This is a genomic window from Lentzea sp. NPDC037011 (genome assembly GCF_055607425.1).
This window is the reverse complement of the sequence record NZ_JBVJRT010000002.1, coordinates 612376-624718: the sequence shown is the minus strand read 5'-3', so window position 1 is coordinate 624718 and position 12343 is coordinate 612376. Positions and strand designations below refer to the sequence as shown.

The following is a 12343-nucleotide window of genomic DNA, read 5'->3' as shown; positions in this document are numbered from 1 at the left end:
TGCCCTGGTCTACGCCAGGGGCGTCTCAAAAGCTTTAGCACGTCGTGTCAATAATTCATGGCACCAACCGCGAGCCACCGAAGTGGGGGCATTGAGTGAAAGTCGGCGAAAACGGCGTCCGGCAATCGGCCGGGCACGCGACGACGACCGTGCAGGTCGTGCAGCAGCCCGTCCGGCAGTCCGTGCAGACGGCCCAAGCCGCGCAGAACGACGCCCGGCCGTGCGGCGACGTGCACGTCGTGCTCCCCGCCTACAACGAGGCGGTCGCACTCCCGGCGCTGCTGCGGCGCATCGCCGGCGTCGAGCTGTCCGACCGGATCACGGTGTGGGTGGTCGACGACGGTTCCTCCGACGGCACCGGCGACTGCGTGGCGGGCGTCCGCGGCCTGGACGTCCGGCTGGTGCGCCACCCGGTGAACCTCGGCCTCGGCCAGGCCGTCCAGTCCGGGCTGCGTGCGGTGCTCGACGCGGCCGCGGCGGACGACGTCCTGGTCGTGATGGACGCCGACGACACGCACGACCCGCGACTGATCTCCCCGCTGCTCGGGGAGATCGCGGCCGGCGCGGACGTGGTGATCTGCTCGCGCTTCGTCGACGGCGGCGACGACTCGACCGCACCGCGCTTCCGCCGGTTCCTGTCCCGCGGCGCGCGCGTCGTGTTCGGCCGGGTGCTGCACTTCGACGGCATCCAGGACTTCACCAGCGGCTTCCGCGCCTACCGGGTGAGCCTGCTGCGCCGGGCCGCCGCGCACTGGGGCGAGCGGCTGGTCGAGGAACGCGGGTTCGCCTGCATGGTCGAGCTGCTGCTGAAGCTGCGCCACTGCGGGCCGGTGGTCAGCGAGATCCCGTTCCGGCTGCGCTACGACCGCAAGCCCGGCGCCAGCAAGCTCCGGCTCGGCCGGACGCTGACCCAGTACCTGTTGCTGCTCACGCGTGACCGCCTCGCGCCCGTGCCGTACCGGAAGCTCTGATGGCGACGCCAGTGCGCAACGTCGTCGTGATCGGCGGAGGCATCTGCGGCCTCGCCACCGCACACCGGCTCGTGCGGGCCGGCCTGCCGGTGACGGTGCTCGAGAGCAGCGACCAGCTCGGCGGGCTCGGCACGTTCTTCCCGTCGCGGGGCCGGTGGGTGGAACGCTTCTACCACTGCGTGATGCCGACCGACGACGCGTTGCTCGGCCTGTTGGACGACGTGGGCCTGCGCGAGAGCATCGGCTGGCGGCGCACCACCATGGGCATGGTCGTCGAGGGCGCGCACCACCCGTTCAACTCCGCGCTGGACCTGCTGCGGTTCCGGGCGCTGAGCCTGCCGGACCGGGTGCGCTTCGGCGTGGTCTCGCTGCTGCTGCGGCGGTTGGGCAAGGGCAAGGACCTCGACCGCCTGCGCACCGAGGACTGGCTGCGGGGGTTGTACGGCGACGCCGTGTGGAGCACGCTGCTCGCCCCGCTGTTCGGCGCCAAGTTCGGTTCGGCGTTCGGCGACGTGCCCGCGCTGTACCTGTGGCAGCGCCTGGGCCGGGAGAGCAACGACTCGGTGCGCGGCTACCCGGCCGGTGGCTACAAGAACGTGGTCGACGCGCTGCGCGGGTCCATTGAGGACGGTGGCGGTGTCGTGCGCACCTCGGCTCCCGTGGCCCGCGTGGAGACCAGGGGCGAGCGGGTGGTCGTGACGCTGGCCGACGGCGAGTCGCTGGTGGCGGACCACGCGGTCTCCACCGTTCCGCTGCCCGCGTTGCGCGGTATCGCCGACGAGGAGCTGGCCCGGCGGCTGCCCGACGTGCGGTTGCGCTACCAGGGCGTCGTGAACACGTTGTTCTTCCTGCGCAAGCCGTTGTCGGGGCACTACTGGGCGCCGGTGCTGCGCTCGGGCACCGACTTCGACGGCGTGATCGAGATGTCCGCGCTGGCGGGCACCGAACCCTACGACGGCCGCCACCTCGTGTACGTCATGCGCTACACCGACCGCGACTCCGCGCTGTACCGCGAGGACGAGACCTCGATCGCACGGCGGTGGACGGAGCAGCTGCTGGCCCTGCACCCCGGCCTGTCGCCGGCGGACGTCGACGAGGTGCGCACGTTCAAGGCGCCGTTCGTGGAACCGGTGTACCCGCTGGGCTACCTGACCGACCGGCCGGCCGTCGAGGTGCCCGGCACCCGGCTGCTGCTCGCCACAACCGCCCACGTCTACCCGAACGTCACCAGCTGGAACTCGAGCGTCGAGCTCGCGAACTCGGTGACCGACCGCCTCCTGCGCGCCGCCAGGAGGCCCACGCCCCAGGAGATCGACGCATGGTCAGCAGAATCGGCGCGGTGATCACCGCTCTCACGGTCACCGCAGCCACCCTCGTTTCCTCCCAGCAGGTCCACGCCGACTCCGCGCCGCTGCTGCCCGACCTGCGGCAGGCGCCGATCGGGTGCCCCGGCGGGTTCGCCGGCAACCCGGACACGTGCCGCGACTGGGACGTGTGCCTGGTCGAGGACGCCTCGAAGCCGCGCGGCAAGTGCGCTCGCGAGGGCGGCCGGATCGAGGCGGTGCGCCTGCGGTTCACCACGTCCATCGACAACGTCGGCGACGGTCCCCTGCTGCTGCACGCGCACCGCGACAGCACCGACGTGCCGACTATGAAGGTGCGCCAGTCGATCCAGTCCGGTGTGGATGGTTCGATCGCGCGCACGTACGCCGAGGCGCGGCGCGAGACCACCTCGAGCGCCTACTACGAACCGGCTGAGTCGCACCAGCACTGGCACCTGCTCAACTTCGAGTACTTCCAGCTGCGCAGGCCCGACGGCGGCGTGGTCGTGACCGACCGCAAGAACGGCTTCTGCATCGGCGACCGCTACGACGTCGTGGACGACCTGCCGCGGCGCCCGCTCGACCCGGCCACGCCGGAGGGCCAGCTGGCGGCCCGGCTCAACGGGCACATGTGCGAGCACCACAACCCGGCCGCGCAGGACGTCCTGTTCGGGATCTCCGTCGGCTCCGGCGACGACTACAAGCACCGGGTCGACTTCCAGTGGCTCGACCTCACGCACGTGCCGTCGGGTGTCTACGACGTGGTCAACGCCGCGAACTCCGACCGGGCGTTGCTGGAGAAGGACTACAGCAACAACACGTCGTCGATCGCGATCTCGCTGCAGTGGCCGCGCGGCGCGGTGCAGCCGCCCGCGACGATCACGTTCGCGCCGTCGGTGAAGCTGCTGCGCAGCTGTCCCGGCCGGGAGCGGTGCGCCGAGTCGAGGTAGTACCGGTTCGAATACCGAAACGGGGTGTCCGCGGTCGCGGGCACCCCGTTTCGCGTTTCTCGCGCGCTTTACCACACAACCAGTTAGCAGCGCAAACTACTCACTCTGCGAAACCGCGTTCACCACTAGCACATCGGCACTCCGAACACAATTCGCCAGTTCGCGCAACCGAACACTGTTCGAGAACTGCATTCGCGCTCACGTCAATAGTCCGAGCAGTGCAATTTTGATCACAGTGGAGAGTGCCACACGCAACCCCGTTGGACCTTGACCTGGGCATGTGGTGAGTTGAGAGAATTCACTTCGCATTCCACCCCGACCGGACTGTGCCCTGACCTGATTCCCCAGCCGATCAGGAGACCCTGTCTTGAGCACGGCAGACTTCACCCTGCGCGATTTCGCCGTTGGGCAACTGCAGAGCCTGTTGCGCGCTGTCGGATTAGCGGATTCGGCGCGCAGTTCGACGGCGTTGCTGGGTGACGCATTGGGACCCGGCGCACTGCGCCCGTTGTCCGCTGTTCCGTCGTGGCCGTCATCGGTCGCCGACGACCACACACCTGTTGAATTCTCGGTCGCTTTGGCCAGGAACGAACCGCCCGCGGTGCGGATGATCGTGGAGTCGCTCGCCGAACAGCCGGACAGCCGGGCCAACCTGACCGCGGCGCTGGCCGTGCTCGACCAGCTCGCCGCCCGGTACGACCTCGACCTGCGCCAGCTCGACCAGGTCCGCGACCTCTTCCTGCCGGAGGACCCGCAGGGCGCCTTCTCGTTCTGGTACTCGCTGATCGTCGGGGCCCACGCGGCACCGGCGATCAAGGTCTACCTCAACCCCGACGTGCGCGGCCCCGGACGCGGCACCGAGCTCGTCAGCGCGGCGCTGGACCGGCTCGGCCTCGGCCCCGCCTTCCCCGCCGTCGCCCGGCACGCCCTGCGCCGTGAGGGCCTGGACCGGTTCTCGTTCTTCGCCCTCGACCTGATGGACGACCACCGCGCGCGGGTGAAGACCTACGTCTCGCACGACTCCGCCGAGATCGCCGACGTCACGCACGCGGCGGCCGCGGTGCCCGGGGTGGACCTGGAGCTGCTGGCGGACGTCTGCGCGATCGCCGGTGCCGGCACCGGCCCGTTCACCCGGCGCCCGCTGATGTCGGCCTACAACTTCCTCGCCGGCGACACCGAACGGCCGGGCGGCTACTCGGTCTACATCCCGGTGCGCGACTACGTGCAGGACGACCTGGAAGCGTGCGAGCGGGTCCTCGCGATCATGACCAGGTGCGGCCTCGACCCGACGCCGTTCGTGCTGGCGCTGACGAGCATCGTGCGCAGGCCGCTGGGTGACGGCGTCGGCCTCATCGCCCACGTCTCGCTGCGCCTGGGTCGGCCGCGCCCCGGCGTCACGGTCTACCTGTCCTCCGAGGCGTACGACGTGACCCCTCCCCGAACCACAGCCATGTCGTCGTAGTGCCGCAGTACGAGGAAAGAAGGCAGTGTCGTGGAGCCGTACCGCATCAAGGTCGTCGAGCCCATCCCCATCACCACCCGCGACTACCGCGAGCGCCGCTACGCCGAGGCGGGGTACAACCAGTTCAACCTCACCGCCGACGACGTCACGATCGACCTGCTGAGCGACTCCGGCACCGGTGCGCTCTCGGCCGAGCAGCAGGCCGCGGGCATGCGTGGTGACGAGACCTACGCGGGCGCCCGGTCGTTCTTCCGGTTCCGCGAGGTGGCCGAGGAGCTGACCGGCTTCCCGCACATCTACCCGGTGCACCAGGGCCGTGCCGCCGAGCGGATCCTGTTCTCCGCGCTGCTCAAGCCCGGCCAGCTCTCCGTGGGCAACACCCACTTCGACACCACCCGCGCGAACGTGGAGCTCGTCGGCGGCGTGGTGCGCGACCTGCCCTGCCCGGCGGCGGCCGACCTCGACAGCGACGCGCCGTTCAAGGGCGACATCGACCTCGTCGCGCTGGAGGCGGTGCTGTCCGGGCCGGAGGACGTCGGCCTGGTGCTGATGACGATCACCAACAACGGCGGCGGCGGGCAGCCGGTGTCGATGGCGAACCTGGAGGCCGTCAGCGCGCTGTGCCGCCGGTTCGGGGTGCCGTTCTTCCTCGACGCGGCCCGGTTCGCCGAGAACGCGTGGCTGGTGACGCAGCGGGAGGAGAAGTACCGCGACCACAGCCCGCGCGACGTCGCGAAGCTCGCGTTCCGGCTCGCCGACGGGTGCGTGGTGAGCCTGAAGAAGGACGGCATCGTCCACATCGGAGGGATGCTCGCCCTCACCGACCCCGACCTGGCCGAGCAGTGCGAGCTGCTGCTGATCGCCACCGAGGGTTTCCGCACCTACGGCGGGCTTTCCGGTCGTGACCTGGACATGTGCGCGCAGGGCCTGATGGAGGTCACGCACCCGGCGTACCTCAAGGAGCGGGCCGAGGCCACCGCGTACCTGGCCGAGTGCGCGCGCCAGGCCGGTGTGGAGAGCGTGCGTCCCGCCGGTGTGCACGCGGTGTACCTCAACGCGGGCCGGTTGCTGCCGCACATCCCGTCGCACCGGTTCACCGGTCACGCGCTGGCCTCGGAGCTGTACCTGGCGGGCGGTGTGCGGTGCGCCGAGCTGGGGTCGCTGTACCTCGGTGAGATCGACGAGTCCGGTGAGCTGCTGACGCCGGCGCCGTTCGAGCTGGTGCGCCTCGCGATCCCGCGCCGCGTCTACACCCGCAGCCACCTGGAGTACGTCGCCGAGACGCTCGCCGGCATCGCCAAGGACCCCGAGTCGGTGCCCGGCTACCGCCTCACCGAGGCACCCGCCGTCCTGCGCCCGTTCCGCGCCCGCCTCGCCCAGGTCCGCTGACGCGAGAAGGCCCCTCGGGTCACCACCGAGGGGCCTTCCGGTCCTGCGCGAAGATCAGGCGGGCACGCCGATGCGGCTCATCGCGTGCTCGATCACCCGCACCAGCACCGCCTTCGACGACTCGCGGTCACGGGCGTCGCACAGCACCAACGGCACCGCGTCACCGACGTCGAGGGCGTGGCGCACCTCGGCCTCGGTGTAGGAGTAGCTGCCGTCGAAGCAGTTCACCGCGACCACGAACGGGATCTGGCGGCGTTCGAAGAAGTCGATCGCCGCGAACCCGGTCTCCAGCCTGCGGGTGTCGACCAGCACCACGGCACCGATCGCGCCGGAGGCCAGCTCGTCCCACATGAACCAGAACCGGTCCTGGCCCGGTGTGCCGAACAGGTACAGCACCAGCTCGGTGTTGATCGTGATGCGGCCGAAGTCCAGCGCGACCGTCGTCGTGTTCTTGCCCTCGACGCCGACGATGTCGTCGATCTCCTCACCCGCGGCGGTGAGGAGCTCCTCGGTGCGCAGCGGGGTGATCTCGCTGACCGACCCGACCAGCGTGGTCTTGCCCGCGCCGAACCCGCCGGCGACGACGATCTTGACGGCGACGGGGACGGCGAGGTCGTCGTCGCGCTGGTCAGATTGCACGGACACCATCCAGCACCTTCTGCAGTAGGTTCATGTCCATCGCGGTCGCCATCCGCGACGGGTCGCGGGTGATGACGTCTCCGCGCTGGATCAGGTCGCTCAGCAGCACCTTCACCACGACCAGCGGTGCGTGCAGGTACGCGGCGACCTCCGCGACGGACAACGGCTTGCGGCACAGCTTCATGATCTCGGTGTGCTCCACCGAGAGCGAGGCGGGGTCGTTCGAGGTGCGGATCGACCGCACCTGGGTCGTGAGGTGCAGATCGCCCCACACCGGCCGGGTGCGGCCGCTGACCAGCGCGTAGGGCCGGACGAGCGGGCCGGCCGCCTCGTCGTACCACCAGTCTCCCGAGTGGACGGTCATGACAACCCGAGTGCGCTGGGCAACGGGGTGCGCGGCGCGGTGGACAGGTAGCCGCCCACGCGCTTCACGAGCATGTTCATCTCGTAGGCGATCATGCCCATGTCCGCGTCCTCGTCACCGACGACGGCGAGGCAGGCGCCCTGCCCGGCCGCGGTGACGAACAGGTACGCGCGCTCCATCTCCACGATGGTCTGGCGCACCTGGCCGCCGCCGAAGTGCCGGCCGGTGCCGCGGGCGAGCGACTGGAACGCCGACGCCATGGCGGAGAGGTGGTCTGAGTCGTCCTTCGACAGCTCGGGCGAACGGGCCAGCAGCAGACCGTCAGCGGAGAGCACCACCGCGTGCCGAGCACCGACCACTCTGCTCACGAGGTCGTCCAGCAGCCAGTTGAGCTTGGCCTGCCCGCCGGTCATCTCTTCCATGGGAAATCGCCTTTCGCTTTCCGGAGTCCCAGTGCGCATCACGGTTCGAGGTCGTGGGGGTCCGCGGTCCTGGCGTCACGAGCGCCGCGCTGGAACGCGGACAGGCCGTCACGGGCGCGTTCGGCCCGTTCCTCGGCGTCGAACTCGGTGAAGTCGGGATCGGGACGCAGGTCGTCGGTCGCCAGCTGGGGCACGAGGTGCTGCTGCCGCTGCCGGCGCGGCAGCTGCGGCCGTTCGTCCTGGCGCACTTCGCCACCTCCCGCGGCGGTGTCGGTGTCGGTGGGCCAGCTCTCCGGCCGGGTGTGCGCGCGGGACAGCTCGGTGCCGTCGGTGCCGGTGACCGGCACGTGGCCCTTGGTCGAGGCGCCCGCCCAGAACTGGTCCAGCTCGGACCCCGACTCCGCCGGCGGGCGTGCCTGCGACGGCACGTGGGTCTCGGGGCGCACCTGCTGCACCTGCTGGCGGTAGGAGGGCCGGGGAAGCTGCGGCACGTCCGTGGTGTCGGCCGCGCCCGCGTCGCCCGCGAGCAGCTCGGCCGGGATGAGCACCAGCGCGATCGTGCCGCCGGAGGAGCACTCGCGCAGTTCGACCCGGATGCCGCGGCGCGCGGCGAGGCGTGCGACGACGAACAGGCCCAGGCGCGACTCACCACGCAGGCGCATCGCCTCGAAGTCGGGCGGCGCGGCCAGCATCTGGTTGTGCAGCTCGCGGTCCTCGGCCTTGATGCCCAGGCCTTGGTCCTCGATCTCCACGACGATGCCCTGCGGCACCTCGCTGGTGTGCACCTCGACCTGCGAGCGCGGCGGGGAGAACGAGGTGGCGTTGTCGACGAGCTCGGCGATCAGGTGGATCGTGTCGGCGACGGCGGCACCGGTGAGCGCCACCTCGGGCACCGGGTTCACCTTGACCCGCGCGTACTGCTCGGTCTCCGCGACGGCCGCGCGCACCACGTCGAGCATGCGCACGGGCTTGCGCCACTGCCGGCCCGGCTGCTCGCCGGTGAGGATGATCAGGTTCTCCGCGTTGCGGCGCGCGCGGGTGGCGAGGTGGTCGAGCTGGAAGAACGCGTCGAGCTGCTCGGGGTTCTCCTCCTCGTGCTGCAGCCGGTCCAGGATCTTCAGCTGGCGGTGCACCAGGCCCTGGTTGCGGCGCGCGATGTCGAGGAAGACCCGGTTGACGCCCTCACGGGTCTGGCTCTCCTTGACCGCCGCGGCGACGGCGGTGTACTGCGCGGCGTTGAACGCGTCGGCCACCTGGCCGATCTCGTCGTTGCCGTAGTCGAGCGAGGGGACCTCGGCGGCGACGTCGACGTGCTTGCCCTCGCGCAGCCGCTCGACGATGTCGGGCAGGCGCTCGTGGGCGAGCTTGAGCGAGTCGCTCTTCAGGCTGGTCAGGCGCACGATCAACGCCTTGTTGACCAGCCGGTTGGAGATGCGGACGGCGACGAAGATGCCGGCGATGACCGCGAGCAGGGCGACGAGGCTGCCGATGAGGACGGTGTTGAACTTGTTCTCGCCGTTCTCCAGCGCGACGTTCACGGCGCCGTTGGACTGCTCCTGCACCATCGTGGTGAGCTCGGTGGACACGGCGCGGCTGGCGGTCTCCCAGTCGGAGGCCCCGACGGAGTTGCCGATGGGCCGTTCCGCGTTCTGCAGCAGGCGGTTCTCCAGCGCGCCCAGCTGCTGCCAGGACGGGCTGGTGATCACGCGCTGGTAGTGGTCGCGCACCTCCTTCAGCGCGTTGGGCTCGATCGCGTTGAGCGACGAGCGGTACGCGCCGACGAGGTAGACGAACTCGCGGTGGTCCTCGGGCGTGAACCGGCCGGCGGTGAGCGCACCGGCGGCGACGGACCCGGCGCGCGACATCGAGTCGGCGGCCTGGAAGTACTGCACGGCGGCCAGGGCGCTCTGCACCGTGGGCGCGTCGGGGACGATGCGGGCCTGCGTGTTGTAGAGCGAGGCGCCCGCGTCGAGCACGCTGTTGTAGAAGCGGTAGACCTCGGCCTTGGACGCGGTGCCCGCCTCGATCACGGCACGCTGCTGCGGCAGCTGGTCCAGCAGCCCGTTGAGCCTGCCGATGCTGTCCACGACCTCCTGCGGCGCCTGGGCGGCGAGATCGGTGAACGCGGTCTTCATCGTGCTGAGGTCGGAGTCGGTTTCCAGCCACTGCTTCTGCAGTGCGGAACTACCCGAACCCGGCCGGCTCAGGTTCGTCATGCTGAGCTCGCGTTCCTTCTGCAGGGACGCGAACGACTGCACCGCCGGAATCGACGCGTCCCGCACACCCGAGGCGACCAGCCGCAGGTAGAGACCGTCGAACACGGTGTACGACGAGAACAGCACCCACATCACCAGAAGCACGATGCTGGGAACAACGACAACACCGGTGAGCCGGGACCGAATTGTCTTGTAATTTGTGTCAGGCACGTTCTTCAGCTTCACAACGCTCCACGACCACCTGAATTGGCGACGGAAAGATAGCACCGCGAGAACAGCACGACCAACCGTAGATGATCATGCATTGCGGTTGCCGAGCAGGGTACTCAGTCAACCGGCCACGGCGACACCCAGGTCCACGTGCGCATCTCAGCATACGGAGCAGCGCAAGGCTGGTCCGTCAGGAGCACGCCAAACACCGTTCGAGCAGAGAGAACGACACGAATTGCCGCGCCGCTTGACAGCGGGTTGACCGATTTGGATTCGCTGACAATGTGAACCGAATCACATGAACGAGCCTTCGGTTGTTTCGGAAATTCACAGCGCACATCTCGACGGCCGCACCGGTTTGTGCTAACCGAAGAACGCACCGCGGCCCGTTCGGGCAGCCCGCTGTCCGGTTGCACCGGGAAACCCGCGCGCACCAGCACCGGGACGCGCGCACACCGAGCAGGCACCGCTCGGCCTCGTCCCCAGGCAGCCGCGCGAGCACCGCGTCGTACAGCTCGGGCAGCACCGGCTCGGCAGCCGCGACCACTTCGCGCCCGAAGTCCCTCCGGCCCTCACCCGGCCCGGCGGTGGACCGAGACCGCGTAGTCGCCGCCGCGGAACTCGGCGCGGTCCCACGTCGCGTAGCGCTCGGCCAACTCCAGGCCCGCGTCCGCGCAGTGCCGGTCGTACTCGTCGGCCGAGTACCCGCGGTCGAGGCCGAACCCCGCGACGAGGACGGTGCCGACGTGCCGCGCGACCCCCGCGACCAGGGCGCCCTGCGTGCCGGGCGGGGTGAACAGCGGCACGTTGCCCGCCATCACCACCACGTCGAAGACCCGGCCGAGGTCCAGTGCGGCCAGATCGGACTCGACCCAGTCGATCTCCGGGGCCTTGGCGCGCGCCGTGGCCAGCATGGACGCGTCCACATCGGCACCGACGACCTCGATGCCGTGCCGGGCCAGCTCTATCCCGACCCGCCCGGTGCCGCACCCGGCGTCCAGCACGGACGTGGGCCCGTACGCCCGCACGAAGGTCGCTTCGCCGTGCACGTCCACTCCCGACGCGGCGAGCTCGTCGAACCTGGCCTGGTACTCCGCTCCGTTCCACACGGACCCGAGCCTAACCCTCGGATCGGCGGATACCGCGCGTGTGGGAGCGCTGCCAAGGTCGAGTGCATGACGCGCTTTCTGCTGGCAGTGGCGTTGGTCGTGGCCGCGGCCTCTCCCGCGCAGGCTGCTCCCGCCCGGTGGTTCGGGACCTGGGCCGCCGCACCGTCCTCCGCGGTCCCCGGCACGGAGAACGGCTACGCGAACCACTCGTTCCGCAACATCGTCCACGTGAGCGCGGGCGGTCGTGAGATCCGCGTGCGGCTGTCCAACGCCTACGGCCGCACACCGGTGCTGTTCGGGCAGGTCACCGTGGCGCTGGCGGCCGGACCGGACACCCCGTCCGCGCTGCCCGGCACCATGCGCACCCTCACGTGGGGCGGTGCGGCGTCCATCACCGCCCCGCCCGGTGCCGACGTGGTGAGCGACGGCGTGGCGCTGACCGTGCCCGCCGACTCCGACCTGCTGGTCTCGGTCTTCACGCCGGCGGCGGGCGGCCCGGTCACCCACCACCAGCTCACGATGCAGAACTCGTACCTGACCCGCGAGGGCAACCACACCGCCGCCGAGTCGGGCGCCGCCTACCGCGAGCGCACGACCGCCTGGCACTACGTCTCGGGCGTCGACGTGCGCTCGTCCACGTTGCGCGGCAGCGTGGTCGCACTGGGCGACTCCATCACCGACGGTGCGAACTCCACCTGGGGCGCCAACCTGCGCTGGCCCGACCAGCTCGCCGACCGCGTCAACACCCGCTACGGCATCGTGAACGCGGGCATCAGCGGCAACCGCCTGCTCCTCGACGGCGGCTCGGCCGGACCGAACGCCCTGGCCCGGCTGAACCGCGACGTGCTGACCCAGTCCGGCGTGCGCACGGTGATCGTGTTCGAGGGCATCAACGACATCCAGCAGACCCCGCACGAGACGAACCCGGAGAAGATCATCGCGGCCCTGCGGCAGATCGCCGCCCGCGCCCACGACCGCGGTCTGCGCGTGGTGGGCGCGACGATCACGCCGTTCAAGGGCTGGTACAGCTACACCCCCGAGCTCGAACAGGTGCGGCAGGCGGTCAACGCCCACATCCGCGGCAGCGCCGAGTTCGACGCGGTGGTGGACTTCGACGCGGTGGTCCGCGACCCGGCCGACCCGCAGCGGATCAGGCCGGAGTACGACGAGGGCGACCACCTGCACCCCGGTGACAAGGGGTTCGAGGCGATGGCACGGGCGGTGCGGGTGGCGGCGCTCTGAGCCACACGGCCCAGGGCGTGCTGATCTTCGACTGCTCGCGCACGGGG

Annotated in this window: 11 protein-coding genes; 6 read left to right on the top strand and 5 right to left on the bottom strand. The window is 70.3% G+C overall.

Annotated features, from left to right (window positions below; translation table 11 throughout):
- Positions 1-95 precede the first annotated feature (95 nt).
- The 5 genes from ACZ7CH_RS07755 to ACZ7CH_RS07735 all read left to right on the top strand — a co-directional run bounded on the left by ACZ7CH_RS07755 (position 96) and on the right by ACZ7CH_RS07735 (position 6094).
- Entirely contained in the window at positions 96-971 is an 876-nt protein-coding gene (locus ACZ7CH_RS07755; protein WP_360387539.1) for a glycosyltransferase, read from the top strand.
- Positions 971-2314 carry an FAD-dependent oxidoreductase gene (locus tag ACZ7CH_RS07750; RefSeq protein WP_458433222.1) on the top strand — a complete coding sequence of 448 codons (1344 nt, stop codon included), beginning with the start codon at positions 971-973 and terminating at the stop codon, positions 2312-2314. Before ACZ7CH_RS07755 ends, ACZ7CH_RS07750 begins: the two co-directional genes overlap by 1 nt.
- Complete coding sequence (locus ACZ7CH_RS07745) at positions 2290-3243, top strand: lysyl oxidase family protein (protein WP_470368519.1); 954 nt, start codon at positions 2290-2292, stop codon at positions 3241-3243. The genes ACZ7CH_RS07750 and ACZ7CH_RS07745 overlap by 25 nt, the downstream gene beginning before the upstream one ends.
- A 367-nt stretch (positions 3244-3610) precedes the next feature.
- On the top strand, positions 3611-4705 hold the full coding sequence (locus tag ACZ7CH_RS07740) for a tryptophan dimethylallyltransferase family protein (protein ID WP_470373383.1): 1095 nt from the start codon (positions 3611-3613) through the stop codon (positions 4703-4705).
- 30 nt (positions 4706-4735) lie between these two features.
- Positions 4736-6094 carry a tryptophanase gene (locus ACZ7CH_RS07735; RefSeq protein WP_360387528.1) on the top strand — a complete coding sequence of 453 codons (1359 nt, stop codon included), beginning with the start codon at positions 4736-4738 and terminating at the stop codon, positions 6092-6094.
- A gap of 54 nt (positions 6095-6148) precedes the next feature.
- Here ACZ7CH_RS07735 and ACZ7CH_RS07730 read toward each other — a convergent pair whose 3' ends face one another.
- The 5 genes from ACZ7CH_RS07730 to ACZ7CH_RS07710 form a co-directional block, all read right to left on the bottom strand.
- Positions 6149-6742 carry a GTP-binding protein gene (locus tag ACZ7CH_RS07730; RefSeq protein ID WP_360387526.1) on the bottom strand — a complete coding sequence of 198 codons (594 nt, stop codon included), beginning with the start codon at positions 6740-6742 and terminating at the stop codon, positions 6149-6151.
- The gene (locus ACZ7CH_RS07725; RefSeq protein WP_360387523.1) at positions 6723-7097 is read right to left on the bottom strand and encodes a DUF742 domain-containing protein; all 375 of its coding nucleotides are present in this window, start codon (positions 7095-7097) and stop codon (positions 6723-6725) included. The genes ACZ7CH_RS07730 and ACZ7CH_RS07725 overlap by 20 nt, the downstream gene beginning before the upstream one ends.
- Positions 7094-7519 carry a roadblock/LC7 domain-containing protein gene (locus tag ACZ7CH_RS07720; protein WP_360387520.1) on the bottom strand — a complete coding sequence of 142 codons (426 nt, stop codon included), beginning with the start codon at positions 7517-7519 and terminating at the stop codon, positions 7094-7096. The genes ACZ7CH_RS07725 and ACZ7CH_RS07720 overlap by 4 nt, the downstream gene beginning before the upstream one ends.
- A gap of 38 nt (positions 7520-7557) precedes the next feature.
- Complete coding sequence (locus ACZ7CH_RS07715) at positions 7558-9867, bottom strand: sensor histidine kinase (protein WP_360388365.1); 2310 nt, start codon at positions 9865-9867, stop codon at positions 7558-7560.
- A 650-nt stretch (positions 9868-10517) separates the two neighbouring features.
- The gene (locus ACZ7CH_RS07710; RefSeq protein WP_458433223.1) at positions 10518-11054 is read right to left on the bottom strand and encodes a class I SAM-dependent DNA methyltransferase; all 537 of its coding nucleotides are present in this window, start codon (positions 11052-11054) and stop codon (positions 10518-10520) included.
- 66 nt (positions 11055-11120) lie between these two features.
- Here ACZ7CH_RS07710 and ACZ7CH_RS07705 point away from each other — a divergent pair, with 66 nt between their 5' ends.
- A complete protein-coding gene (locus ACZ7CH_RS07705; protein WP_470373382.1) occupies positions 11121-12296 on the top strand; it encodes an SGNH/GDSL hydrolase family protein in 1176 nt (391 codons plus the stop codon).
- The last annotated feature ends 47 nt before the right edge of the window (positions 12297-12343 follow it).

What these genes read in the sequence shown, in the direction of transcription:
- ACZ7CH_RS07750 (WP_458433222.1), top strand. Translation starts at nt 971, where the DNA reads ATGGCGACGCCAGTGCGCAACGTCGTCGTGATCGGCGGAGGCATCTGC.
- ACZ7CH_RS07745 (WP_470368519.1), top strand. Translation starts at nt 2,290, where the DNA reads ATGGTCAGCAGAATCGGCGCGGTGATCACCGCTCTCACGGTCACCGCA.
- ACZ7CH_RS07730 (WP_360387526.1), bottom strand. Translation starts at nt 6,742, where the DNA reads ATGGTGTCCGTGCAATCTGACCAGCGCGACGACGACCTCGCCGTCCCC.
- ACZ7CH_RS07725 (WP_360387523.1), bottom strand. Translation starts at nt 7,097, where the DNA reads ATGACCGTCCACTCGGGAGACTGGTGGTACGACGAGGCGGCCGGCCCG.
- ACZ7CH_RS07720 (WP_360387520.1), bottom strand. Translation starts at nt 7,519, where the DNA reads ATGGAAGAGATGACCGGCGGGCAGGCCAAGCTCAACTGGCTGCTGGAC.
- ACZ7CH_RS07715 (WP_360388365.1), bottom strand. Translation starts at nt 9,867, where the DNA reads ATGTGGGTGCTGTTCTCGTCGTACACCGTGTTCGACGGTCTCTACCTG.
- ACZ7CH_RS07705 (WP_470373382.1), top strand. Translation starts at nt 11,121, where the DNA reads ATGACGCGCTTTCTGCTGGCAGTGGCGTTGGTCGTGGCCGCGGCCTCT.